Annotated in this window: 32 protein-coding genes; 13 read left to right on the top strand and 19 right to left on the bottom strand. The window is 65.7% G+C overall.

The annotated features are described in order from the left end of the window. Positions 1–124 precede the first annotated feature (124 nt). Positions 125–1,156, bottom strand: coding sequence for a TRAP transporter substrate-binding protein (locus tag N1F91_RS02500; RefSeq protein ID WP_354670514.1), 1,032 nt, complete (start codon positions 1,154–1,156; stop codon positions 125–127). Between the two features lie 192 nt (positions 1,157–1,348). On the opposite strand from N1F91_RS02500, the gene N1F91_RS02495 reads away from it, so the two are divergent. The 5 genes from N1F91_RS02495 (at position 1,349) to N1F91_RS02475 (ending at position 4,389) form a co-directional block, all read left to right on the top strand. Beyond that, the gene (locus N1F91_RS02495) at positions 1,349–2,482 is read left to right on the top strand and encodes a 5-methyltetrahydropteroyltriglutamate--homocysteine S-methyltransferase (protein ID WP_289990001.1); all 1,134 of its coding nucleotides are present in this window, start codon (positions 1,349–1,351) and stop codon (positions 2,480–2,482) included. 103 nt (positions 2,483–2,585) lie between these two features. Then, entirely contained in the window at positions 2,586–2,840 is a 255-nt protein-coding gene (locus N1F91_RS02490; protein ID WP_289989999.1) for a type II toxin-antitoxin system ParD family antitoxin, read from the top strand. Beyond that, positions 2,806–3,129 (top strand): type II toxin-antitoxin system RelE/ParE family toxin, encoded by a 324-nt coding sequence (locus N1F91_RS02485; protein ID WP_354670519.1) that lies wholly within the window; start codon positions 2,806–2,808, stop codon positions 3,127–3,129. Before N1F91_RS02490 ends, N1F91_RS02485 begins: the two co-directional genes overlap by 35 nt. A 20-nt stretch (positions 3,130–3,149) precedes the next feature. Next, positions 3,150–3,794: an alpha-ketoglutarate-dependent dioxygenase AlkB gene (locus N1F91_RS02480; RefSeq protein ID WP_289989995.1), complete on the top strand. Its 645-nt coding sequence runs from the start codon at positions 3,150–3,152 to the stop codon at positions 3,792–3,794. A gap of 193 nt (positions 3,795–3,987) precedes the next feature. Beyond that, positions 3,988–4,389 carry a hypothetical protein gene (locus tag N1F91_RS02475; RefSeq protein ID WP_289989993.1) on the top strand — a complete coding sequence of 134 codons (402 nt, stop codon included), beginning with the start codon at positions 3,988–3,990 and terminating at the stop codon, positions 4,387–4,389. A 121-nt stretch (positions 4,390–4,510) separates the two neighbouring features. On the opposite strand, the gene coaA is transcribed toward N1F91_RS02475, so the two are convergent. Genes coaA through hisB form a run of 9 tightly spaced genes read right to left on the bottom strand, consistent with a single transcriptional unit; the run spans position 4,511 to position 10,000 of the window. Beyond that, on the bottom strand, positions 4,511–5,470 hold the full coding sequence (gene coaA, locus N1F91_RS02470) for a type I pantothenate kinase (RefSeq protein ID WP_289989992.1): 960 nt from the start codon (positions 5,468–5,470) through the stop codon (positions 4,511–4,513). Between the two features lie 36 nt (positions 5,471–5,506). After that, a complete protein-coding gene (locus N1F91_RS02465) occupies positions 5,507–5,830 on the bottom strand; it encodes a phosphoribosyl-ATP diphosphatase (RefSeq protein ID WP_289989990.1) in 324 nt (107 codons plus the stop codon). 9 nt (positions 5,831–5,839) lie between these two features. Next, a complete protein-coding gene (gene hisF / locus N1F91_RS02460; RefSeq protein WP_289989988.1) occupies positions 5,840–6,634 on the bottom strand; it encodes an imidazole glycerol phosphate synthase subunit HisF in 795 nt (264 codons plus the stop codon). Continuing rightward, on the bottom strand, positions 6,631–7,188 hold the full coding sequence (locus tag N1F91_RS02455) for a Uma2 family endonuclease (protein ID WP_289989986.1): 558 nt from the start codon (positions 7,186–7,188) through the stop codon (positions 6,631–6,633). The genes hisF and N1F91_RS02455 overlap by 4 nt, the downstream gene beginning before the upstream one ends. A gap of 4 nt (positions 7,189–7,192) precedes the next feature. Further along, positions 7,193–7,948, bottom strand: coding sequence for a 1-(5-phosphoribosyl)-5-[(5-phosphoribosylamino)methylideneamino]imidazole-4-carboxamide isomerase (gene hisA / locus N1F91_RS02450; RefSeq protein WP_289989984.1), 756 nt, complete (start codon positions 7,946–7,948; stop codon positions 7,193–7,195). A 4-nt stretch (positions 7,949–7,952) separates the two neighbouring features. Further along, positions 7,953–8,240: a DUF1330 domain-containing protein gene (locus N1F91_RS02445; protein ID WP_289989983.1), complete on the bottom strand. Its 288-nt coding sequence runs from the start codon at positions 8,238–8,240 to the stop codon at positions 7,953–7,955. After that, on the bottom strand, positions 8,240–8,890 hold the full coding sequence (gene hisH / locus N1F91_RS02440) for an imidazole glycerol phosphate synthase subunit HisH (RefSeq protein WP_289989981.1): 651 nt from the start codon (positions 8,888–8,890) through the stop codon (positions 8,240–8,242). Before hisH ends, N1F91_RS02445 begins: the two co-directional genes overlap by 1 nt. A gap of 3 nt (positions 8,891–8,893) precedes the next feature. Continuing rightward, a complete protein-coding gene (locus tag N1F91_RS02435; protein WP_289989979.1) occupies positions 8,894–9,379 on the bottom strand; it encodes a DUF2628 domain-containing protein in 486 nt (161 codons plus the stop codon). Positions 9,380–9,388: 9 nt separating this feature from the next. Further along, positions 9,389–10,000 (bottom strand): imidazoleglycerol-phosphate dehydratase HisB, encoded by a 612-nt coding sequence (gene hisB / locus N1F91_RS02430; RefSeq protein WP_289989977.1) that lies wholly within the window; start codon positions 9,998–10,000, stop codon positions 9,389–9,391. Positions 10,001–10,186: 186 nt separating this feature from the next. Here hisB and hslV point away from each other — a divergent pair, with 186 nt between their 5' ends. The 6 genes from hslV (at position 10,187) to N1F91_RS02400 (ending at position 16,138) form a co-directional block, all read left to right on the top strand. Beyond that, entirely contained in the window at positions 10,187–10,735 is a 549-nt protein-coding gene (hslV, locus tag N1F91_RS02425) for an ATP-dependent protease subunit HslV (RefSeq protein WP_289989975.1), read from the top strand. After that, positions 10,725–11,249: a GNAT family N-acetyltransferase gene (locus N1F91_RS02420; protein WP_289989972.1), complete on the top strand. Its 525-nt coding sequence runs from the start codon at positions 10,725–10,727 to the stop codon at positions 11,247–11,249. The genes hslV and N1F91_RS02420 overlap by 11 nt, the downstream gene beginning before the upstream one ends. Before the next feature lie 93 nt (positions 11,250–11,342). Continuing rightward, positions 11,343–12,494: a hypothetical protein gene (locus N1F91_RS02415; protein ID WP_289989969.1), complete on the top strand. Its 1,152-nt coding sequence runs from the start codon at positions 11,343–11,345 to the stop codon at positions 12,492–12,494. A 346-nt stretch (positions 12,495–12,840) separates the two neighbouring features. Continuing rightward, complete coding sequence (locus N1F91_RS02410; RefSeq protein WP_289989968.1) at positions 12,841–13,644, top strand: hypothetical protein; 804 nt, start codon at positions 12,841–12,843, stop codon at positions 13,642–13,644. A gap of 94 nt (positions 13,645–13,738) precedes the next feature. Next, entirely contained in the window at positions 13,739–15,040 is a 1,302-nt protein-coding gene (gene hslU / locus N1F91_RS02405; protein ID WP_289989965.1) for an ATP-dependent protease ATPase subunit HslU, read from the top strand. Positions 15,041–15,169: 129 nt separating this feature from the next. After that, entirely contained in the window at positions 15,170–16,138 is a 969-nt protein-coding gene (locus N1F91_RS02400) for a DUF1402 family protein (RefSeq protein WP_289989963.1), read from the top strand. A gap of 18 nt (positions 16,139–16,156) precedes the next feature. Here the strand turns inward: N1F91_RS02400 and N1F91_RS02395 are convergent, their stop codons facing one another. The 4 genes from N1F91_RS02395 to N1F91_RS02380 are packed head-to-tail and all read right to left on the bottom strand — an operon-like array spanning position 16,157 to position 18,893. Continuing rightward, on the bottom strand, positions 16,157–16,516 hold the full coding sequence (locus N1F91_RS02395) for a helix-turn-helix transcriptional regulator (RefSeq protein ID WP_289989961.1): 360 nt from the start codon (positions 16,514–16,516) through the stop codon (positions 16,157–16,159). After that, on the bottom strand, positions 16,513–17,073 hold the full coding sequence (locus N1F91_RS02390; RefSeq protein WP_289989960.1) for a Smr/MutS family protein: 561 nt from the start codon (positions 17,071–17,073) through the stop codon (positions 16,513–16,515). The genes N1F91_RS02395 and N1F91_RS02390 overlap by 4 nt, the downstream gene beginning before the upstream one ends. Next, on the bottom strand, positions 17,070–18,170 hold the full coding sequence (locus tag N1F91_RS02385) for a murein transglycosylase A (protein WP_289989958.1): 1,101 nt from the start codon (positions 18,168–18,170) through the stop codon (positions 17,070–17,072). The genes N1F91_RS02390 and N1F91_RS02385 overlap by 4 nt, the downstream gene beginning before the upstream one ends. Before the next feature lie 15 nt (positions 18,171–18,185). Further along, positions 18,186–18,893, bottom strand: a complete 708-nt coding sequence (locus N1F91_RS02380) for a Tim44/TimA family putative adaptor protein (RefSeq protein WP_289989955.1) — start codon at positions 18,891–18,893, stop codon at positions 18,186–18,188. A gap of 184 nt (positions 18,894–19,077) precedes the next feature. Here N1F91_RS02380 and N1F91_RS02375 point away from each other — a divergent pair, with 184 nt between their 5' ends. Together N1F91_RS02375 and secB are read left to right on the top strand one after the other, a co-directional pair. Next, positions 19,078–19,575, top strand: coding sequence for an FxsA family protein (locus tag N1F91_RS02375; RefSeq protein ID WP_289989954.1), 498 nt, complete (start codon positions 19,078–19,080; stop codon positions 19,573–19,575). Positions 19,576–19,708: 133 nt separating this feature from the next. Further along, positions 19,709–20,209, top strand: coding sequence for a protein-export chaperone SecB (secB, locus tag N1F91_RS02370; RefSeq protein WP_289989951.1), 501 nt, complete (start codon positions 19,709–19,711; stop codon positions 20,207–20,209). Positions 20,210–20,271: 62 nt separating this feature from the next. Here secB and dnaQ read toward each other — a convergent pair whose 3' ends face one another. From dnaQ to N1F91_RS02345, 5 genes are read right to left on the bottom strand one after another with little or no spacing between them, the layout of a single operon-like run. Then, complete coding sequence (gene dnaQ, locus N1F91_RS02365) at positions 20,272–20,997, bottom strand: DNA polymerase III subunit epsilon (RefSeq protein ID WP_289989949.1); 726 nt, start codon at positions 20,995–20,997, stop codon at positions 20,272–20,274. Positions 20,998–21,057: 60 nt separating this feature from the next. Beyond that, positions 21,058–21,651, bottom strand: a complete 594-nt coding sequence (gene coaE, locus N1F91_RS02360) for a dephospho-CoA kinase (RefSeq protein WP_289989947.1) — start codon at positions 21,649–21,651, stop codon at positions 21,058–21,060. Next, on the bottom strand, positions 21,648–22,493 hold the full coding sequence (locus tag N1F91_RS02355) for a shikimate dehydrogenase (RefSeq protein ID WP_289989945.1): 846 nt from the start codon (positions 22,491–22,493) through the stop codon (positions 21,648–21,650). The genes coaE and N1F91_RS02355 overlap by 4 nt, the downstream gene beginning before the upstream one ends. Further along, on the bottom strand, positions 22,486–23,085 hold the full coding sequence (locus N1F91_RS02350; protein WP_289989944.1) for a Maf-like protein: 600 nt from the start codon (positions 23,083–23,085) through the stop codon (positions 22,486–22,488). The genes N1F91_RS02355 and N1F91_RS02350 overlap by 8 nt, the downstream gene beginning before the upstream one ends. 30 nt (positions 23,086–23,115) lie before the next feature. After that, a complete protein-coding gene (locus tag N1F91_RS02345; protein WP_289989941.1) occupies positions 23,116–23,937 on the bottom strand; it encodes a pyruvate, water dikinase regulatory protein in 822 nt (273 codons plus the stop codon). Positions 23,938–23,971: the final 34 nt, after the last annotated feature.

The following is a 23,971-nucleotide window of genomic DNA, read 5'->3' as shown; positions in this document are numbered from 1 at the left end:
GGTGGGGCCTCCTCCTGCCGCACCCGGCAGGATACCGCGCCGCAGCGCCGGCTTGAAGAGCCGGAAATGCGAAACGGCCGCGGTTGCCCGCGGCCGTTCGAAGTTCGCAGCGTCCGACGGCGGATCACATGCCGGTCGAATGCTTCTCCACGAGCGCCTTGGCCTCCTCGACGAGAGCCTTGCCGTCCTTGCCCTTGCCCGTCATCTCGGCTTCCCAGGCCTCGATCAGCGGCGTGGCGGTGTCCTTCCAGCGCTGGGTCTCGGCATCGTCGAGCACGATGATGTTGTTGCCGAGCTTCTCGGCGATCGACTTGCCGGCGACGTCGCCCTCGTCCATCACGCGGCCGAAGAAGGCAGCGGTCTCGATGCCCGAATTGTCGTCGATGACCTTCTTCAGGTCGTCCGGCAGCGCGTCATAGGCCGACTTGTTCATCGCCACCACGAAGGTCTGGGTGTAGAGGCCGTTCTTGCCGGAGAAGGTGGTGTGGTTCTTCACCAGTTCCGAAACCTTGAGCGACGGCGTCACCTCCCACGGGATGGTGGTCGCGTCGATCACACCCTTGGACAGTGCTTCCGACACGGCCGGAACGGGCATGCCGACCGGGGTGGAACCCAGCTTCTCGAGCATCAGGTTGATGGTGCGCGAACCGCCGCGGATCTTGAGGCCGTTCATGTCCTCGAGCTTGTTGACGGGGTTCTTCGAATGGATCAGGCCGGGGCCGTGCGCGTGCCAGGCGATCACCTTCACGTCGGCGAACTCGTCCATGCAGTGCTTCTCGCAATATTCCTGCAGCGCCTTCGACGTGGCCTCGCCCGTCGTCATCATGAAGGGAAGCTCGAAGGCTTCCGTGGTCGGGAAGCGGCCGGGCGTGTAGCCGATGACGGTCCAGATGATGTCGACCGCGCCGTCCTTCGCCTGGTCGTACAGCTCCGGCGGCTTGCCGCCCAGCGCCATGGCGTCGAACTGGTCGATCTTGATGCGACCGCCCGATTCCTTCATGACCTTCTCGGCCCAGGGCTTGAGCGCCTTGGCCGGGATCGTGGCCTGCGGCGGCAGCATCTGGTGCAGGCGCAGCGAGACGTCCTGCGCGAAGCCGGAGACCGTCATGGCGCCGAGCGCGAGGGCCGCGGCGATGGAGCATTTCAGCATGTTCATTGAAGCACCTCCCTTTGGTATCCCTTTGTTATAAGGTAAAACCTTTTCGATGAAAAGTGGGCGGTTGTGCGGAAGTGATCACCGATACGCCCGATGGTAAAGAACGCTTCGGCCGCCCGATCCGGGGCCTCGACAGCCGCGCGCCAAGTGGCGTAAGCCGCACGCGAGATCAATCCTGAAGGGAGATGAACCGTGTCGTCAGCCACAGCCCCCAAGCCGCCCTACCGCGCCGATCACGTCGGCAGCCTCCTCAGGCCGGATTCGGTCAAGGCAGCACGCCGGAAGTTCTTCGACGACAAGTCCATCGACGCCGCCGAACTCAAGGCGGTCGAGGACGAGGCGATCCGCCACGTCATCAAGCTGCAGGAAGACGTCGGAATCCCCGCGATCACCGATGGCGAGATCCGGCGCTCCTTCTGGCACTACGACTTCATGGGCGACCTCACCGGCCTCGACCTCGAGCAGCGCGACGAGGGCGTGCAGTTCCACGGCGTCAAGCTGCGGCCGATCTTCCCCACCATCACAGGCAAGCTCGATTTTCCGTCCGACCATCCGATGATCGAGCATTTCCGGTTCGTCGCCGCCAACACGAAGGCGACGCCGAAAATATCGATCCCCGGCCCGAGCTGCTGCCATTTCCGCACCGCCAAGGCCGACATCCGGCCGAAGGAATACCAGGACGATCCGGAGGCGCTGTTTGCCGACCTCGCCGCGACCTACGCCAAGGCGGTGCAGGCCTTCTACGACGCCGGCTGCCGCTACCTGCAGATGGACGACATCTTCTTCGCCTATCTCTGCGATCCCAAGCACCGGGCGGCCAAGCAGGCCGAGGGCATGGATCCCGACTGGCTGATCGACCGCTACGCCTGGATGATGCACGAGGCGATCAAGGACCGGCCGGCCGACATGGTCATCGGCATGCACATGTGCCGCGGCAACTTCGTCTCGACCTATGCCGCCGAAGGCGCCTACGACCCGGCCGCCGACGCGATCTTCAACAAGACGGGCGTCGACATCTACTTCATGGAGTACGACAGCGAGCGCGCCGGCGGGCTGGAGCCGCTGCGTCTGCTGCCGAAGGGCAACAAGCGCGTCCTGCCGGGCTTCATCACCACGAAGACGGGCGACCTCGAAACCATCGAGGACCTGAAGCGCAAGTTCGACGCGGCATCGAAGTACGCCGATCTCGACCAGCTCGGCATCGCCCCGCAATGCGGCTTCGCCTCGACCGAGGAAGGCAACAAGATCACCGCCGACGACCAGAAGCGCAAGCTCGAGCTGGTGGTGAAGACCGCCGAGGCGATCTGGGGCGGCGTCGACAAATAGGCCCGGCCGACCGGTTCGACGCCATCCTCCACGGGCGGCCCTCTTTGTCCAGGGCCGTCCGACATGCTATTGTCGGATCATGTCAAAGCCTCGTACGAGCCGGATGGTCACGATTTCGCTCTCGCCCGAACAGGATGAGCGCGTGCGCAACGCTGTAGAATCCGGCGCATATGCTTCGGACGACGACGTGGTCCAGGATGCCCTGCAGCTCTGGGAGTTGCGGGAACGCGGACGCGCGGACGACCTGGCCCGGTTGAAGCAGGCCTACATCGAAGGCAAGCAGAGCGGCACGCCCCGCGAGATCGACCCCGACGGCTTCCTTGGTGATCTCAAGGCGCAGTTCCTCAATCGTGGGTAGCATCCGCTATTCTCCAAGGGCAGAACGGGACCTTGGGGATATCTGGCGCACCATCGCCATGGACAGCGTGACGGCGGCAGACCGTCTGATACTCCGCATCATCGAAGAGTTGGAACTCGCAGCCACGCAACCTTCCATGGGCGTGGCCCGGCCCGAACTCGGCTCCGAAGCTCGACTTCTGGTCGCGGGCCGATACATCGTGATCTATGAGCCTTCGCGGGACGGCCTCGATGTCATCGCAATCGTCCATGGCATGCGGGATCCCCAGCACTGGCTTGACCAAGACTGAGGAAGGCCGGAAGTACACCCATGATCGTCCTGCCGCGCGGCGTGAAGCACATTCCCGGCCATCTCGACGTCGAGGCGCAGCGCGCGCTGGTCGAGGAGATCCGCGCGGTGGTCGCGGCCGCCCCGCTCTACCGGCCCGAGATGCCGCGCACCGGCAAGCCGATGAGCGTGCGCATGACCAATTGCGGCGTGCTCGGCTGGGTCACCGATCGCGACCGCGGCTATCGCTACCAGGCCACGCATCCCGTCACCGGCGCACCCTGGCCGGCGATCCCGCCGCGGCTGATCGACCTCTGGAACGCGGTCTCCGGCCATCCGACCCCGCCGGAAGCCTGCCTCGTCAATTTCTACACCGACGATGCGAAGATGGGCCTGCACCAGGACCGCGACGAGCAGGACCTGACCGCGCCCGTGGTCTCGATCTCGCTCGGCGATTCCTGCCTGTTCCGGGTCGGCGAGACGACCCGCGGCGGACGCACCACATCGATCCGTCTCGAAAGCGGCGACGTCGTCGTCCTCGGCGGCGAAGGTCGCCTCGCCTTCCACGGCGTCGACCGGATCTATCCCTCGACGTCGGCGCTGCTGAAGAGCGGCGGCCGCATCAACCTGACGCTGCGCCGGGTGACGCGGCCGGAGATGCGGGAAATACGGGGACAGTTTACTTAATTCGGGATCTCAGCCTGTCGGTCGGCGCTGCGGGATCACCCGAATTAAGTAAACTGTCCCCGCATTTCTCTCGGCTGTTCGGGTCGGCGATACGACGTCCGACCTTATCCAAATCAACCGCTTGCCGAAAATCTATCCACACCCCCCGACGTCGGTCAGATACTGTGCCCGAGACCAACGGAGGACGAGGACCATGAGCTGGAGGGAGGAGGTGCTGGAAGACATCCTGGCGCTGCTCGTCCTTTTCGCCGGTCTCGCCGACCGCGCCGCCAGCCGGCCGCTCGCCATCGCGCTCCCCGTGCTCGCCGGCCTGGCGCACGCCGAGTCGGTTGCGCGGAACTATCTCATCGGCCTGCCGGCCGGCGCGCCTGCCCTGCTCGCGACCTCGCGCTCCGGTGATCGCGCCGCGCGGCTCGCCGCCGACTTCCGGATGCTGGCGCGGATGCTGCGGGCCTATCTGGCGCTGGCGAGGCGCCGGGCGCGCTTTGCCACCTGCGACATCGCCCGCCAGGCCAGTTCCTTGCAGCAATCAGGCGTGCCCGGATCCGCATCCGGTTGTCGGGCGATGACGCCGCGCGCATCCGATACGTCGTAGCGATTGCCATCGCGGCCGCCGCGAGCCCCACTCCCGACTTGCCTCAGCGACCCTCCCCGCGAACCCGCGGCCGGAGGGCGTCGGCGCATGCCTTGCGAAGACACCCCCCCGGAGGAGCCCCTCAGAGCCGGCGCAGCGCCACTTCCTCGACGCGGTGGTTCGTGCCCTTGCGCAGGATCAGGTCGGCGCGCGGGCGGGTCGGCAGGATGTTCTCGCGCAGGTTCTTCAGGTTGATGTTGGTCCACAGCCCCTCGGCGATGGCGCGTGCCGAATCCTCCGAGAGGGTCGAATAGCGGTGGAAGAAGGAGTCCGGATTGCGGAAGGCCGTTTCCCGCAGCCGCATGAAGCGGTTGATGTACCACTTGTGGATCAGGGTCTCGTCGGCGTCGATGTAGATCGAGAAATCGAAGAAGTCGGACACCACGGGGACCGCGCGACCATCCTTCGGCAGGTCCCGCGTCTGCAGGACATTGATGCCCTCGAAGATCAGGATGTCCGGCCGGTCGATGGCCGTGTACTGGCCGGGCAGCACGTCATAAGTGAAGTGCGAATAGAGCGGTGCCGGCACGTTTGGCTCGCCCGACTTGATGGCCGACAGGAAGCGCAGCAGGGCGCCGACGTCGTAGCTGTCGGGAAAGCCCTTGCGCTCCATAAGGTTCTCGCGACGCAGCACCTCGTTGGGATAGAGGAACCCGTCGGTCGTCACGAGATCGACCTTGGGGCTCGACGGCCAGCGCGCCAGCAGTTCCTTCAGGATGCGGGCCGTGGCCGACTTGCCCACCGCCACCGATCCGGCAATGCCGATGATGAAGGGGGTCTTCTTCGTCTCCGAAGCGTTGAAGAAGGCCTGGCGCTGGCGAAACAGGAGTTGCGTGGCTTCGACATGGGCCGAGAGCAGCCGCGACAGCGACAGGTAGATGCGCCGCACCTCGTCGAGGTCGATCGGGTCGTTGAGCGAACTCAGCCGCTGGACCTCGTCCTCGGCGAGCGTGAGCGGGGTGTCGGCGCGGAACTCCGCCCATCGCTCCGCCGAAAAGACCCGGTAGGGCGAATACTTCACTTCGGGTGCAAGCTGGTCCATCGCCGTATTCGTCCCGGAAGACACCATCCGTTTCCGTCAGCGTCCCGCGCGGGACGCCTTTTCCGCAACGCCCGACTGCGCGGTCCGTCGCTCCAGCTCGGCCATCACCCGCGACAGCGGGATGTCTGCAAGCGCGAGCACCACCAGCCAGTGATACAGAAGATCCGCACTTTCGGATACGAGTTCGGACTCATCCTTTCGCACGGCGGCAATGACCGTTTCGACCGCCTCCTCGCCCAGTTTCTTGGCGGCACGGTCCATGCCGGAGGCGAAGAGCTTCGCCGTCCAGGAATCCGGATCGCCGGACCGGGCGCGCTCGGCCACGATCCGCTGGAGGTCGTCGAGGGTGAAATCGCTCATGAGCGGCGTCTAGTGCGGATGCACGCCGGAGTCGAGTCGCATCGCGAGCCCCGCCGCCGCCATGTGCGCCTTGGCCTCGGCGATCGTGAAGGTGCCGAAGTGGAAGATCGAGGCCGCCAGCACCGCGGTCGCGTGGCCGTCGCGGATGCCTTCGACCAGGTGATCCAGCGTGCCGACGCCGCCCGATGCGATCACCGGGACACGCACCGCGTCGGCGATGGCGCGGGTGACGGGCAGGTCGTAGCCAGCCTTGGTGCCGTCGCGGTCCATCGACGTCAGCAGGATCTCTCCCGCTCCCTTGTCGACCACCAGCCGGGCGAAGTCGATCGCGTCGATGCCGGTCGGCGTGCGGCCGCCATGGGTGAAGATCTCCCAGCGGTCCGTCTCGCCTTGCTGCGACACCTTCTTGGCATCGATCGCCACGACGATGCACTGGTTGCCGAACTTGTCGGCCGCCTCGGCGACGAAGTCGGGGTTCTTCACCGCCGCCGTGTTGATCGACACCTTGTCGGCGCCGGCCAGCAGCAGCCTGCGGATGTCCGCCACCGTGCGCACTCCTCCGCCCACGGTCAGCGGCATGAAGCACTGCTCGGCCGTACGGGCCACCACGTCGAAGATGGTTTCGCGGTTGTCCGACGAGGCGGTGATGTCGAGAAAGCAGAGCTCGTCGGCACCGGCCGCGTCATAGGCGCGGGCGGCCTCGACCGGATCGCCGGCATCGATCAGGTCGACGAAGTTGACGCCCTTGACGACCCGACCGTCCTTGACGTCGAGGCAGGGGATGACGCGGGATTTGAGGGTCATGAGGGAAGACCGGAATAGAGTTCGTCGATGTTGAACGAAATAACGAGGTCCGGCAGATCAACCGATTCGTCTGCTTCGATGAGCTTCGGGTCGGACCAACGATCGTCCGTCCCGCGAGCCCACAGCCAGGCGCGTCGGACTTCTTGGGAAAGGACGAGGTAGTAGCGAAGGCTGTCGATGGTCCGGTATTCGTCGGCTTTCGGGCCGAAATCGATCGGTTCCGTCGACGGAGACAACACTTCGGCGATCAACAGCGGCATGGCGGCAGCAAGGTCCGATGGATTTCCCATCGCCCCGTCGACCATCACGTCCGGATATCTGACGCTGGTCGACGTCCTGACGCCGAAATCGGCGCTGCTGACCACGTGAGGCGGGGAGGCCAGGGCCGACCGCAGGAGAAACTGAAGGTTGCCGGAAATGATGGCGTGCGCTTTCGACACTCTGACCATCATTTCGACGATCCTTCCATCGACAAAATCCCAGCTCCCCTCGCGCCCTTCGTTCCAGCGCAGGAATTCGTCCGGTGTGGTCGGCAGTCTCGACTGGATGTTCATGGCGTCAATCTAGCACGCCCTCGGGCGGCTGATAATCGCCGCGCAGGATCGCCAGCGCCTCGGCGGGATCGATGCGCCCGTCGTAAAGGGCGCGGCCCGAGATCGCGCCTTCAAGCTTGCTTGCGTCCGGCATGGTCATGCGAACGATGTCGGCGATCGACGCGAGTCCGCCCGAGGCGATGACGGGAATGGAAACCGCATCCGCCAGGTCGATGGTCGAATCCCAGTTTATGCCGGCGAGCACGCCGTCGCGATCGATATCGGTAAAGATGATTGCCGCGACGCCGGCACCTTCGAACTTCTTCGCCAGTTCGATGACGCCGAGGGTCGAGGCCTCCGCCCAGCCTTCGACCGCCACCTTGCCGCCCTTGGCGTCGATCCCGACGGCCACCTTGCCGGGGAAGAGCCGGCAGGCCTCCTTCACCAGATCGGGGTCGCGCACCGCGACCGTCCCCAGGATGACGCGGGCGAGACCCTTGTCGAGCCAGCTTTCGATGTGGGCGAGCGTACGGATGCCGCCGCCGAGCTGGACGGGGTTGGTGGTCGCTTTCAGGATCGCCTCGACGGCTGCGCCGTTGACGCTCGCGCCTTCGAAGGCGCCATTCAGGTCGACCACATGCAGCCACTCGAAGCCCTGGTCCTGAAAGGACTTCGCCTGCGCGCCGGGGTCGGTGTTGTATACCGTTGCCGTCGCCATGTCGCCGAGCTTGAGGCGGACGCACTGGCCGTCCTTGAGGTCGATCGCCGGAAAGAGGATCATCGGATCAGATGCCTTCAACGACGGCCATGTGAGCGGTCGACGCGGCCTCGCGCAGCTTCAGGGCGGCCTGGTATTCCGGCGAGTGGAAACAGTCGAGCGCGGTCTGGTAGCTCTCGAACTCGATGATGACGAGCCGCGTGGCCTTCGGACCTTCGAGCACCTCGCCCTGGCCGCCGCGAACGAGGAACTTCGCTCCGTACTTGTCGAAGGCTGCCTTGTTGGCGGCGACGTAGCGCGGATAGTTTTCAGGATCGGTGATGTCGACCATCGCCATCCAGTAGCCCTTCTTCATCAAGGTCTCCACTTCAGGAAATTCGCAATCAGGGCCAGCCCGAACGCCTGGCTCTTCTCGGGGTGGAACTGGGTGCCGATCATGTTGTCGCGCGCCACCGCGGCGGTAACCTCGCCGCCATAGTCGGTCGTTGCCAGAACCTGGTCGGGATTTGTCGCCGCGAGATGATAGGAGTGCACGAAATAGGCGTGCAGGCCTTCGTCGCCGGTGGGAATTCCCTCGAAGAGCGGGTGCGGATGTTTCACGTGAATCGTGTTCCAGCCGATCTGCGGGATCTTCAGCGACGGATCGGCGGGCTCGATCTCCTTGACGTCGCCTTCGATCCAGCCGAAGCCGCGGGTCGTGGTCTTCTCCAGCCCGCGCTGCGACATCAGCTGCATGCCGACGCAGATGCCGAGAAAGGGCCGTCCCACTCTCAATGTGGATTCCTCGATTGCTTCCCACATTCCCGGAACGGCGTGCAGGCCGGCCGCGCAGTCGGCATAGGCGCCGACGCCCGGCAGGACGATCCTGTCCGCCGTCCGCACCCGCTCGGCATCGGCCGTCAGTTCGATCGTTGCATCCCCCCCACTCTCGCGGGAGGCGCGCTCGAAGGCCTTGGTGGCCGAGCGCAGATTCCCCGACCCGTAGTCGATGATCGCGACGCGCATGTCTCAGGTCCTTCCGGGATAGCCGAACAGGCCGAGTTCCGGCTCGTTCCCGGCAGACGAGGATTGCGACGGAGCAGAACCCTGCCTGATCGGCGGCAGTGGACGCTGATCCACCGCCTCGTCCTCGGATCGCCCGGACAGGTAGCGGAGTTCGGCATCAGCGCGGCTCCCGGCCTCCACCACGCCCCATTCCGCATATCCCCTGCGGCGCAGCGCCCAGATCCGCAGGGCCGAGCCCTCGAGGCCGACATAGATCGAGACCAGGAGCGTCATGCCGCCGACCAGCATCTCGGCAGACCCCGAGGTCTCACCCAGCACACCGAGGCCGAGCATGACCGCCAGCAGCACCACCGTCTCGATCCAGAGGCGGTTCCACAGCAGCCAGACCACCGGCAACAGGAAGCCGAGCCAGTGGAAGCCGTCGCGAACGTAGACTTCGTCGGCGGCCGCGCCATGACGCGGCGGCTCCATCACGACATAGATCGCCATCGGCTGCTCCTATCCGTTCAACGTGCCTTTGGTGGACGGCACGATGCCCGCCTGCCGCGCGTCGGGTTCGATCGCCGCCCGCAGCGCGCGCGCGACCGCCTTGAAGCAGGTCTCGGCGATGTGGTGATTGTTGGCGCCATAGTGGTTCGTCACGTGCAGCGTGATGCCGGCATTCTGCGCCAGCGCCTGGAAGAACTCCCTCACGAGTTCGGTGTCGAAAGTGCCGATCTTCGGCGCGGAGAAGGCGACGTGCCAGACGAGGAACGGCCGGCCCGACACGTCGATGGCGGCGCGGGTCAGGGTCTCGTCCATGGCGAGGTCGATCGAGGCGTAGCGGGTGATGCCGCGCCGGTCGCCGAGCGCCTTCGCGATCGCCTGGCCGATGGCGATGCCGGCATCCTCGACCGAGTGATGGTCGTCGATATGGAGATCGCCCTTGGCCTCGAGCGTCAGGTCGATCAGCGAATGACGCGACAGCTGCTCGAGCATGTGATCGAAGAAGCCGACGCCGGTCGACACCGCGTACTTGCCCGATCCGTCGAGATCGACCGACGCGCTGATCGCCGTCTCGTTGGTCTTGCGGCTGACCGAAGCCTTGCGGCCGGTGGCGGGAGCATTCATTCCCTCGTCCTTTCGATGCCAGTGGCGGCTGCTTTAGCAGCGCGACCGGACAAATTCCAGTTGCCGGCTTGCGGCATGCGCGTCCGGTGGGGCGATTTGCAATCCGCGCCGCGACGCATAGATAACGTTCAGCGGACCGGAGATGCCAACGGCCCGGCCCCTGTCGCAGACCTTCCGGAGCGCCCCATGTCCAGCGAAATCACCATGCACGCAACGACGATCGTCACGGTCCGCAAGGGCGGCAAGGTGGTGATCGCCGGCGACGGCCAGGTCAGCCTCGGCCAGACCATCATGAAGGGCAATGCCCGCAAGGTGCGCCGCCTCGGCAAGGGCAACGTGATCGCCGGCTTCGCCGGGGCGACCGCCGACGCCTTCACGCTTCTGGAGCGGCTCGAAACCAAGCTCGAGCAGTATCCCGACCAGCTTACCCGCGCCTGCGTGGAACTGGCCAAGGACTGGCGCACCGACCGCTACCTGCGGCGGCTGGAGGCCATGATGCTGGTGGCCGACAAGTCGGTGACCCTGGCGCTGACGGGCACCGGCGACGTGCTGGAGCCCGAGCACGGCGTCATGGCGATCGGCTCGGGCGGCAACTATGCGCTGGCCGCGGCGCGGGCGCTGATGGACACCGACAAGGACGCCGAGGAGATCGCCCGCAAGGCGATGCAGATCGCCGCCGAGATCTGCGTCTATACCAACGGCAGTTTCGTCGTTGAAACGCTCGATGCCGCCTGAACGCCCGATCATCGGCTTCCGTCCGGTCGGCCCGGCGGACCTGCCTCTCCTCGACCGCTGGATGCGCCAGCCGCACTGGCGCGAGTGGTGGGGCGATTCCGACGAGGAAATCCGCTTCGTGCACGACATGATCGAGGGCCGCGACACGACGCGGCCTTTCGTCTTCACCGCCGACGGTGAGGATGTCGGCTACATCCAGTACTGGTTCATCGGGCATCACCAGAACGACAGCTGGCTGGCCGACAACCCGTGGCTCGGTGTGCTGCCGCCGGAGACCATCGGCGTCGACCTGTCGATCGGGCCGGCGGACCGGCTGTCGAAGGGTCTCGGCACGGCCGCTCTGGTGGCCTTCGTCACCATGCTGCGCGAGACGGGCTTCTCGGAGATCATCATCGATCCGGACCCGGAGAACCTGCGGGCGGTGCGGGCCTACGAGAAGGCCGGCTTCCGGCCGGTTCCGGAACTTCTAGGCCGCAGTGGCGACAGCCTGATCATGCGGCATGAAGGTTGCTGATATGAGCGACGGCTTGAAGGACAAGAAGAAGCGGGCGAGAAGGCAGCCAGCCATGCCGGTCTTCCGCCGCGCTCCCGAACACAGGATCCACTAGTGATCAGCCCAAAGACGCTCGACAACGCGGTCGCGACCGGACTGATCACCGCCGAGCAGCGCGATCGCCTGCGGGCAATGGAGACTGCCGCCACGCCGACGGCGGGGGTCGATGGCGAAGCGGTCGAGGAGAACCTGCGTCTCGTCGGCGGCGGCAACGACCTCTTCGTGACGGTCGGAATAGCGCTCCTGACCGCGGGCTTCTTTTTCATACTGACGACGTTGACGGACAGTCGATGGATCTGGATCGCCGGGCTGCTGGTGGTCTTCTCCTGGCTCGTGGCCGAATTCGTCACGCGGCAACACCGCATGAAACTCTCCTCGACGGTGCTCGCGCTGATTTTCGCGGGCGCGGCGCTTTCTGCGCTCGTCCTTGTCGCTCAGGTCCGATACGACTTTGCCCAGCCGACTTCGCTGTGGCAGGTCCTCGCGCTTCGCCAGTCCGTCTTGCCGGCCGGCTATCTGGTCCTTGGCGGGACGATCATGGCGGCCGCACTGCATTTCTGGCGTTTCCGCGTGCCGATCATGGCGGGCGTGATCGCCATCGCGGCAACGCTTCTCGCCTTCCTGCAGACCGCCATCCTGCTCTATGACGGAGTCGCCGCCGGGCAGGTGGCAGCACCTCGGCTGGAGGATGTGCCCGAACTGCTGCGCGCCTCCCTCTACATGCCGCTGGCCTGCGGGCTCGTCGTCTTCGTTGTCGCCGTGGCGCTCGATCTGCATGACCGCGAACGACGGACGGTTTGGTCGGATTGCGCCTTCTGGCTGCATGTCGTCTCGGCGCCCATGCTGGTGCACCCGCTGTTCATCATGGCGACGGGACAGGACGTGGCGTTCGGGCAGATCGAGCCGGATTCCAGCGCCTCGATCATGCTCACGGCGCTCATCGCGGGCTTTGTCTATGTCGCCCTCGCGATCGACAGGCGATCTCTGCTGGTCCCGACCCTCGCCTATTTCGGGACGCTCGGCATCTACTACCTGGTGAACTCGGCGGCAAACACCACCGGGATCCCGCCCTTCGCGCTCATCCTCCTGGTGGTCGGAGCGCTGATCATCACCTTCGGGGCAGGCTGGCAGTCTATCAGGCGCCTGATCGTCCGGCCCACCCTTCCCGCATTCATCCTCGACAGGCTCCCTCCCATCAGGGCATAGGCACCCGGCGTCGGACCGAAGGCGGCGGCGGGCCTGCGTCTCGGCACCTTGCCGCCGCCCGAAGTTTGGTGTTCTGGTTCGCCCAAAGGAAACCACGCCGAGAAGTCCTTTCCCCTTGGTCGAAAACCTCCGGCTCCCCGCGCACCTTGCCGTCGAGAACGTCGCGGACGACGACCGCGCGTCCCTGTTCGCCGTGGCGGAGGGAATCGATGACGTCGTTGGCGACTGGCTTGCTCGATGCGGCGGCGACGGCCGGCTGATCGTGACGCTCGCGAGTCATGATTTCGCGGCCGGTCTTCTCGTCATGATCCGATCGCTGCGAAAGGTCTCCGATATACCCGTCCTGGTGCTGAAGATCGGGTCATGGCGGTTCGAGCACGAGGCGCCGCAAGTCGCCGCGATCGAAGTGCCGCCGCTTCGGCGCTCCGGCGTCGAAACGCGACCGGACCTGCCGCACCTGATCGTCACGCTCAGCAAGCTCTGGGCGTTTTCGATCACGACACCGAAGCGGATCGCGTATATCGACGCCGACTGCCTCATCCTGCGCCCGATCAAAGGGCTCCTCGATGGCGATGGGTTCGCCGCCGCGCCGGACCTGCTCCTCCACTACAGGCTGCGCGCCTTCAATACGGGGGTGTTTTCCTTCACGCCTTCCGCCGACCTGCGGAGGCGTCTCTTCGAACGCCTGCCGGAGCTGTCCGTCGCCGACGGAGACCAGAGTGTGCTGAATGCCTTCTTCGAGGAGTGGCGGCAGTTGCCGCTCGGGCTGAACTTCCTGCGCAGCCAGGCGCTGGTTCGTGCACTGGCGCAGGATAGACATCTGCGGATTCTTCATTTCACGCCGGGAAAGCCCTGGGTCGACGGCCCTTCCCACCCGCGCGACCATGCGCTCGCCCCGCTGGAAGACCTGTGGACCGCGCACCTGAGCGACGCGGAGTACCGGGAGGTCAAGAGACAGTGGCATCAGGACGTCGATGCGGTGGAGCAGAACCTGACCGCCTGGGCCAGCCGCTCGGCCGGGCTCTATCGCGACCAGATCGCGGAAGGCCTTAAACAAACGCGGCGCCGGCAGCGCCTCTGGCTCGCGGGCCTGGCGCTTCTGTCGGCATTGCAGACGCTCGTGCTGGTCTTCCTCGTCCTGCGCGGATGACCTGCTGCAGGCAGCATTGTGCTGGAGACGACGATCCCTATGTAGTGTCGGTGCCGCCCCGCCCGCGCGGGCGGCCCGCTTCACGGAGTAAGACATGACCAATTTCTCCCCGCGCGAGATCGTCTCCGAGCTCGATCGCTTCATCATCGGCCAGAAGGACGCCAAGCGCGCCGTGGCCATCGCGCTGCGCAATCGCTGGCGCCGGCAGCAGCTCGAAGGCGACATGCGCGAGGAGGTGATGCCGAAGAACATCCTGATGATCGGACCGACGGGGGTCGGCAAGACGGAGATCTCGCGTCGGCTCGCCAGGCTGGCAGGGGCGCCCTTCACCAAGGTGGAAGCCACCAAGTTCACCGAGGTCGGCTATGTCGGCCGCGACGTCGAACAGATCATCCGGGACCTGATGGAGGTGGCCATCGCGCTGGTGAAGGACAAGATGCGCGAGGACGTCAAGGCGCGGGCCCACATCAATGCCGAGGAGCGCGTGCTGGATGCACTGGTCGGCAAGACGGCCAGTCCCGCGACCCGTGACAGCTTCCGCAAGAAGCTGCGCGCTGGCGAGATGGACGACAAGGAGATCGAAGTGGAAGTCGCCGACACGGCGCCGGCCGGCTTCGAGCTTCCCGGCATGCCCGGCGCCAACATCGGCGTGCTCAACATCAACGAGATGCTGTCGAAGGCGATGGGCGGGCGCACCAAGATGCGCAAGACCACCGTCAAGGAATCATACGGCCATCTCATCAACGACGAATCCGACAAGCTGCTCGACCAGGACGAAGTCGTTCAGCGCGCGCTGTCGTCGACCGAGAACGACGGCATCGTCTTCATCGACGAGATCGACAAGATCGCCACCCGCGAGGGCGGCGTGGGCGCCGGCGTCAGCCGCGAAGGCGTCCAGCGGGACCTGCTTCCGCTCGTCGAGGGGACCACGGTGGCGACCAAGTACGGGCCGGTGAAGACCGATCACATCCTGTTCATCGCCTCCGGCGCCTTCCACGTCGCCAAGCCGTCGGACCTCCTGCCCGAACTGCAGGGGCGCCTGCCGATCCGCGTCGAACTGCGGGCGCTGGGCAAGGAAGACTTCGTCCGTATCCTCACCGAGACGGAGGCGAGCCTCATCAAGCAGTACATCGCGCTCATGCGCACCGAGGGCGTGGAGCTCGAGTTCACCGAAGAGGCGATCGATGCCCTGGCCGGCGTTGCCGTGGACCTCAATTCATCGGTCGAGAACATCGGCGCGCGACGCCTGCAGACGGTCATGGAGCGCGTGCTCGACGAGATCTCGTTCAACGCACCGGACCGTTCCGGCTCCAGCGTCACGATCGACGCTGACTATGTAGCCAAGAACGTCGGCGATCTGGCGAAGAACACGGATTTGTCCCGATTCATCCTGTAGGGCTTCCTTGCTGCGACGTTACGGAGCAGTCGGCATGAGACCGCTCCGCATCGTCGGACTTCTGCCGGGTCGACTCTCCATGCAGGTTTGAATAGTTTGGTCCGGGGCGGACATTACAGGCAACCATTCATGAGAAAATGGATCGTCGTCGCAGCGGCAATCGTCGCGACCTCCGCCCTCCTCCCGGCCTGGGCGGGCGTCGCGGTGCCGCCCGGCAACCGCAATGCGGAACAGCCCGACGTTCCTTTCGGTTCGGCGTCCCGGACCCGGGCCCTCAAGACGACCTACGAAGCGAAGTATCGCAAGGTGTACGGCCTGCTTCAGCGCGATCAGGAGCTGCGGTCCAAGATCCGCGCGGCCGCCAGCCAGTTCGGCATCGATCCGATCCACGTCGCCGGGGCGATCGTGGGTGAGCATACCTACAATGTCGACGCGTATGACCGGCTTCAGGCCTACTATGTTAAGGCCATCGCCTATCTCAATTCGAATTTCGCCTTCGCTTATGACGGCGAGAGCGTCGACACCTTCATCCAGCGGCCGCAGTTCGAGAAATGCCTCGGTCTGTCCGGCAGCTATGACCAGTGGATCTGCCGTGAGACGGTGTGGGACACGCGGTTTCGCGGCAAGACGGTGAATGGCACGGCGTTTCCGAACAACCGGTTCAGCGCCGTGTTCTTCCAGCCGTTCTACGCCGGCCAGACCTTCGGCATCGGGCAGCTGAACCCGCTGACGGCTTTGACGATGAGCGACTTCGTGCACGACAAGACGGGGCTGCCCCGCCTCGATCACACGGACGCGCAGGAGGTCTACCGCACGATCATGGATCCGGACAGGACCCTGACCTACGTGGCGGCGACGCTGCGGAAGTCGATCGACGCCTACGAGGCGATTGCCGGGTTCGACATATCGAACAATCCGGGCGTCACGGCGACCCTCTACAATGTCGGCGACCCGGAGGGTCGGGCGCGGGCGCTGAAGGTCGAAAACACCGCGCGGACGCGTCGGGGAGAAGCGCCGAAGCTGCCCGAGGAAAACTACTACGGGTGGCTCGTCAACGAAAAGCTGCCGGAGCTGCGTGAACTGTTCCCGTCGAGCTGACGTCGGCTCGCCCGGCGGTCATCGGCCGGCAGGGCGCAGCCGCTCCGCGAGGCTCGCCATCTCCTCGTCCGACAGGCTGGCGATGCGCGAGGCCAGGAGGTTGGCGAGTTCGGTCGCGGCCGGCGAGAGGCCGCCGGTATCGATGACCACTTTTGGATGGGATCGTTCGGCGAGCCGGATCAGATCCTCAGCATCGTCCCAGATGATGTTGAAATAGCCTATGATCTTCTGGATCAGCGCCCATGTCGGCCGGCCGCGCCGACCGCCCTCCAGCGCCGAAAGATAGGCGGCGCTGACGCCGATGGCGTGCGCCATGTCCTTTTGAGTTACGTTCCGCTCGCGCCGCATGGCGCGCATGCGCTGTCCGAAGGGTGTCACCGCGCCTTCACCTCGGTCTGCCGGCGCAGGCGGACGTAGAGCGCGCCGCCGCCGCCGTGATGGCGCGCGGCCGCCTCGTAGCTTCCGACCAGCGGCCTGAACGAGGGCGTGGCGAACCAGGCCGGCACCGCCTTGCGCAGGACGCCGTCGCTGCCCATCGATGAGCCCTTGCCCGTGATGATCAGGACATGCCGAATGCCCATGGCATAGGCCCGGTGGAGAAAGCCGAGCAGAAGCGAGTGGGCCTCGCTCTGGGTCATGCCGTGCAGGTCCACCCGCGCCTCGATCTGGAGCCGGCCCTTGGCGAGCTTGTCGCGCGTCGGGCGGTCGAGCGTGCGTGGTCCGTGCGGCGGTTTCTCGCCGTCGCGGGGCCTTGCCGGCGGCGGTGCGGCATCGGCTGCGGCCGCCATGTCCTGCTGGGGGTGGGGCAGCGGATCGGGAACGTCGAACAGGTCTTCCGGGAGCGCCCTGCCCTTCAGCGGCGTCGCGCTTCTTGCCACCTGATTCCAGAGAATCCGATCCTCGTCCGTCAGACCGGCGACGAGACGGGACTTCATGACCGGTCGCCCGGCGCCCGGCGCGGCACGAGCGCGAAGAAGTCGGCATCATGCTTGACGACGCCTGCGATCTCGCCGGCCGCATCGCCGGAACCCGCAAAGAGATCGCCGCGTGCGGCACCGACGATCGCCGAGCCGGTGTCCTGAGCGATCATCAGCTGCGCGAACGGTGCCCCGCCGAATGCCGCGAGGTCCGGTGCGTGCACGAAGAAGGGCGTGCCGAAGGTGTGGAGCAGCCGGTCGACCGCCATCGAACGGCGCGGCGTGAGCGGTACTTTCGCGGCGGCGACGGGGCCGAGCGCGGCATCTTCCACCGGCGCATCGCGAAAGAAGATGAAGGAGCGGTTCTGCCACAGGATCTCGTCGACCCGGCCGGGATGCGCCCGGAGCCAGGCGCGGATCGACTGCATTGTGACCTGTTCGCGCGGTATCTCGCCCATGGCGGCGAGCACATGGCCGGGCCCGGTGAAACGCTGACCGGACTTGGCGGCATAGGTGATCCGGCGCAGCCCCTGCGGCATGCGCAGCCGGGCAGCTCCCTGGACGTGGATGAAGAACACGTCGACCGGATCCTCCAGCCAGGCGATCTCGAGACCGAGATCCGCAAGGGCACCCTGTTCGATGGCCGATCGGTCGAAATACTCGACGAGTTCCCCGTGCTTCACCCTTCCGAAGGCGAGGTAGCGATCGAGCCCGGCCGGACGGTTGCCGTCGTCGATGTCCACGAGGTCAGGCGGGCGGGACAGGATCGGAAAGCGATACCGCGCGGTACGCACGGGCGATGCATCCGCCTCTGGCTCGTAGAAGCCGGTGACGAAACCCCTTTCCCGGTCGTCGGGCTGGATTCGAAAGGGCGAGAACCAGGTTTCGAAGAAATCGCGGGCCGCAGCATCGCCAGCAGAAGAAACCGTCAGCGCGGCCTCGAAGGCCGGCTCGAAACCGTCCGCGCCTATGCCGAGGGATCCGGTCCGGTAGGGCTTGGTCCTGGTGTGAGCTGCACTCCGCCGGAAAGCGTCGAACGCGCTCGACATCTTGTCCGAGCGCCATCCGGGCAGATCGTCGAAGGCAACCGGATGCAGGAGTGGAGAGAGCGCCACCTCGATCGGCCGTAGTCAGTCTTCGGCTTCGGTCGCGACCAGCTTCCAGTTGGGATCGCGCGAACGGGTGTCGCGCGCGAACGTCCAGACGTCCTTGACCTCGGCCACGGTCTCCGGGTCGCCGTCGATGACCACGCCGGCGCTGTCCCGCGTCGCGGAGATCAGTTCGCTGACGATCCTCAGAGTCACGTGCGCTTCCGATCCCTTCATCTCGGCGCCGACGATGTCGGCCTTGTCGATGCCGACGAAGGAGGACTGGACCTTCTCCGAGCGGGTCTCGCGCTCGGAGATGGCCGCCACGAAGCCCTCATAGACGTCGCGCGACAGAAGATTCTTCAGCGTCTTCCGATCACCGTCGGCATAGGCCATGACGATCATCTCGTAGGCCATCTTGGCGCCTTCGACGAAGCCCTTCGGCTCGAAGCTCGCATCCGCGTCGCGGATCGCGCGAAGACCCTTGTTCAGATCCGTGCCGGGCGCCGCCACCTTGTCGATCACGGCGTAGCCCGCCTCGTTGTCGGGCGCGCCCTTGCGCCGCGGCAGCGACACGACATTGTCCTGCGCGGCAGTCGCGGGTTCCTTCTCCCGCGTACGGGCGGCGGTATAGGGGTCGAAGGGCGGCTTCTCGCTGCCGGTGCGGCGGCCGAGCACGTTTCGCAGCTGCATGAAGATGACCACTGCAGCGACGATGAAGAACAATGTGCCGAAATCAAAAAATTCCATATGGTCCGCCGAGTGATCGTTTAGAGCCGCGGCTGCGCTTCCGGGCCTGTCGCAGGCACGCACCCATGGAATGCATATAGAACGGGTGCCTCAATCATTCAAATCCCGCGTGGGCACACCATATGTATATGGAGGCCCCATACGGGGCGGCAATGGCCGTCCCTCCACCGCGGATGGCAGCAACGTGCGATTTCCCTTCCTCTTCCTGATCTTCCTGATCGTCCCGCTGCTCGAGATCGCGGCCTTCGTGCTCGTCGGCAGCCGGATCGGCGTGCTGGCGACGCTCGGAATGGTCCTGTTCACGGCCGTGGTCGGCTCGGTGCTGCTGCGCGTGCAGGGTTTCGGACTACTGCGGCGCATCCAGGCCGAAACGGACGCCGGCCGGGTTCCGGGACGGGAGCTGGTGCATGGTGGAATGATCCTGCTTGCCGGCTTTCTCCTGCTACTGCCGGGCTTCGTCACCGACGCCGTGGGATTTCTTCTCTTCGTGCCGGCATTCCGCGACTGGATGTGGCGTGCCCTGGCCAAGCGCGTGTTGGTGAAGGTCGACCTCGCCGGCATGCGGTACCGCCGCGATCCACGGACCATCGATCTCGAGGAGGATGAATTCAGCCGCACCCGGGAGGGCACCGGCGACGCCGACGAGACGTCTCCGTGGCGCCGGATAGACCGCGATCGTTGAGGAAGCGCCGCGGTTCCGGACCGATTTCCGGTCTTCGGGCGCATGCTGTATGCTTGTAACGCCCTGCCGCCCATGTTAGCCAACCGCCCGACCCGGCCGCCTGCGCGCGGCGACTTTACAAGGATCGAGTGAGATGGCCGAATCGCAGGACAGCAACGCCGGTGGCGCAGCGAGCAATGGCAACGGCGCGCAGCCGACGCTGAACATCATGGCCCAGTACGTCAAGGACCTGTCCTTCGAAAGCCCCGGCGCGCCGAATTCCCTGCGCGGTCGCGACAAGGCTCCGAGCATCAACATCAACGTCAACGTCAATGCGAATCCGATGTCGGAGAACGACTTCGACGTGAACCTGACGCTGACGGCGAAGGCCAATGTCGACAAGGAAGTGCTCTTCAACGTCGAGCTGGTCTACGGCGGCGTCTTCCGCATCGCCGGCTTCCCGAAGGAGCACGTCCTGCCGGTGCTCTTCATCGAGTGCCCCCGCCTGCTGTTTCCCTTCGCCCGCCAGATCGTCGCCGAAGCCACCCGCAATGGCGGCTTCCCGCCGCTCATGCTCGATCCGATCGACTTCGCGCAGATGTTCCAGCGCAAGCTCGCCGAGGACCAGGCGAAGGCCAAGGTGCAGATGAGCTGAGCCAGCGCGCTCGCCAAGGCTGATATCGAGAACGGGCGGCGCGGCAAGCGGCGCCCGTTCCGCTATTCGGCCGGCAGTGTCTCGGCCGGTTGGGCCAGGACCCGTTTCCAGATCGCCGCATCGCCCAGCGACTCGATCATCCGCGCATGCGCAGCGCGTTCCGTGTCCCTGAGGCGCGGGGCCAGCGGCTTTGGCCGTTGGGACAGGACGATCGTGACGTCGACTTCCGTCGTCGTCTCGACGACGGCCTCGACGATTTCCAGCCCCAGCGCCGCCTGCTTGCCGCCGACCAGTTCGATGTAGACTTCGGCGAGAAGTTCCGAATCGAGCAGGGCGCCGTGCTTGGTGCGCCGCGAGTTGTCGACGCCATAGCGCCTGCACAGCGCATCCAGCGAATTCGGTCCCATCGGATGCTTGCGCCGGGCGATCGCAAGCGTGTCGATGACGCGGTCCGGAGCGATCGGATCCATGCCCAGGCGCGCGAGTTCCTGGTTGACGAAACCCATGTCGAACCCGGCATTGTGGGCGATCAGCTTCGCGCCGTCGGTGAAGGCGAGGAACTCCTCGGCGATCTCGGCGAAGCGGGGCTTGCCCTGGAGATCGGCGATGCTGATCCCGTGCACCGCCTGCGCCTCGGGATGAATCTGGCGATCCCCCGGGTGGATGTAGAAGTGGATGAAGCGGCCCGATGGGAAGCGGTTCACGAGCTCCACTCCGCCGATCTCGATGATTCGATCCTCGCGGGAATCGAGCCCTGTCGTTTCGGTGTCGAATATGATCTCGCGCATGGTCATCCTCTCCCGATTCGGTCGGTCCATCCTATCGCATCGATGAAGGCGCGAACCGGCCTAGGCGGGACCGTCGCCCGTCAATTCACCGATAATCCGCACCACGTCCCGACGGGCCGGCTCTAGCCCCCGTGCGGTATCGATGACGAAATCCGCACGGGCGCGCTTCTCGGCATCCGGGACCTGCTTTGCCAGAATCGTTTCGAACTTCTCCACCGTCATGCCCGGACGCGCCAGCACGCGTGCACGCTGGACGTCGGCGGGCACGCTGACCACGGCGATGCGGTCGACGCGGCCTTCGGCGCCGACCTCGAACAGGAGGGGGATGTCGAGGACGACGAGCGGCGTGCCGGCCGCGCGGTGCCGGGCCAGGAATTCTGTCTCGGCCTCCCGGACAAGCGGATGGACGATCGCTTCCAGCCGCTTCAACGCGACCGGATCTCCGAGCACTGCGGCCGACAGCCGATTGCGGTCCACGATGCCGTCGACGATCGCCTGCGGAAATGCAGCACCGACGAGGGCGACCGCCTTGCCACGGTAGAGTTCGTGCACGACGGCATCGGCGTCGTTGACCGGCACGCCCTCGGCGGCGAACATGGCGGCCGTGGTGGACTTGCCCATGCCGATCGAGCCGGTCAGACCGAGAATGATCATCGATGGTGCTCCATGTCGGCGATCACGAGCGCACGGAGCTCGGGAGTCACCACGGGCGTCCGCCCGAACCACCGGGCGAAACCGGGGACCGCCTGATGCAGAAGCATGCCGAGGCCGTCGACCGTCGCCAGTCCCCGCGCCCTGGCGCTGGAAAGCAGCGGGGTCTCCAGCGGGACATAGACGATGTCGGTGACGATGGCCGACGACGGAAGCGGCGCCAGGTCGGGAAGCTGACCGTCCTGCCGGCCGGCCATGCCGATCGGCGTGGTGTTGACGAGGAGATCGGCATCGGCAAGCACTTCGCAAACCGCGGCCCACCCATGCGCCGTCACCCTGTCACCGAAGCGGTCGGCGAGGTCGCGGGCCCGTTCGATCGACCTGTTGACCACGCGGATCTCGCGATAGCCTCTTTCCAGCAGTGCAAACAGGATTGCCCGGGCGCTGCCGCCTGCCCCCAGCACCACCGCGCGTCGGCCGGTCGCCCAGCCCGGCGCCCTCTCGTCCAGATTGGCCGAAAAGCCGGACCAGTCGGTGTTCGTGGCCAGAAGGCGGCCATCGTCGAGCCAGACGGTGTTGATCGCGCCGATCAGTTCGGAAGCGTCGTCATGCGCGTCGACGATCGCGAAAGCCGCTTCCTTGTGTGGAATGGTGATGTTGCCGCCACCGTATCCGGCCGGCCCGATGCCGCGGAGGAAATCGCCGAAAGCCTCGGGCGCCACGTCGATCGCCTCGTAGCGACCGGCGATGCCGAGGCTGCCCAGCCAGTGGCCGTGGATCAGCGGCGACCGCGAATGCGCGATGGGATGGCCGCAGACGAAGGCCTTGACCGATGCCTCAACCATCGATCGCCCCGAAGCTCCTGAGCGCGGCCAGAAGCGGCAGCAACGGCAACCCGACGATGGTGAAATGGTCGCCGTCGATCTTTTCGAACAGCTGGATGCCGCGACCCTCGATCTGGTAGGCGCCGACGCTGGTCAGCGCGACCTCCCCGACCGCCGCCAGATGACGGCCGATGAAGCCGGGTTCGAGGTCGCGCATCGTCATGCGCGCCACGGAAACATGGCGCCAGACCGCTTCGCCGTTCCTTGCCAGCACGACGGCGCTGTTCAGGTGATGGGTGCGGCCGGAGAGCTTCAGCAGGTGGCGCCGCGCGCCTTTCATGTCGGCCGGCTTGTGGAACATCTCGTCGCCCAGCGACAGCGTCTGGTCGGAGCCGATCACCAGTGCGCCGGGGCGTGCCTCGCTGACGGCCGTCGCCTTGGCTTCGGCCAGCACCAGAGCAACCTCTTCGGGCGTCACCCCCGTCCGGGCGAGCGGGGCCTCGATGGCGCGCTCGTCCAGATCGGGCTTCAGGACGGAAAACTCCACGCCGGCGTCCTCGAGCAGTTTCCGGCGATAGGGGCTCGAGGAGGCGAGAATGATGGGAACGGCCATGACGAGTGCTTCTCCTGACGCGGCGACTGGCTATCTGCTGCGCGAACGCAAGGCAAGGATGGCAGCGGCCGTCTCCTCGATGGATCGCCGGGAGACGTCGATCATCGGCCAGCCATGGCGGGTGCAGATCTTCCGGGCGTGCGCGAGTTCCTCGGCAATGATCGACCGGTCGGCATAGCTTTCGGCCTGATACCCCACGCTGCTGCCGAGAATGCGGTTCTGGCGAACGTGCGAGATCCGTTCGGCGGTCGCGATCAGCCCGACGATCAGCGGTTTCTTCGCCGTCTTCAGGCTTTCGGGAATGTCGAGGCCGAAGACGATCGGGACGTTGGCGGTCTTGATGCCCCTGTTTGCGAGATAGATGCTGGTCGGCGTCTTGGAGGTGCGCGAGATGCCGACGAGGATGATGTCCGCCTCCTCGACGTCTGCCGGAAGCTGGCCGTCATCGTGCTCCATGGTGAAATTCAGCGCGTCGATGCGGCGGAAATAGTCGGCGTCGAGGACGTGCTGTGCGCCGACCCGACGGCCGGCCGGTTCGCCGAGATAGGACTGAAAGACGGCGAGGACCGGCTCGAGCACCGATACGCAGGGCAGCCCCATCGCCGTGCACCGTTCGTCCACGATGCGGGCGAGGCTCTGGTCGACGATGGTGTAGAGGACGATGCCGGGTTCGGCGTCGATTTCCTCGAGAACGGCGGCAATCTGCCGCTCCGTGCGGATCAGCGGATAGATGTGCTCGATCGCGCGGGCGTCCTTGTACTGCGCCGACGCGGCGCGGCCGGCCGCCAGCAGCGTCTCGCCCGTCGCATCGGAGATGAGATGGAGATGGAAGTAGCTCTGCGGTTTGTTCACAGCCTGGCGGGCATCCTGTGGGAAACGCGGGACA

Origin of the sequence: Aquibium sp. ELW1220, assembly GCF_030398385.1 — a bacterium.
Classification (GTDB): domain Bacteria; phylum Pseudomonadota; class Alphaproteobacteria; order Rhizobiales; family Rhizobiaceae; genus Aquibium.
This window is presented reverse-complemented; position numbering and strand designations above follow the sequence as displayed.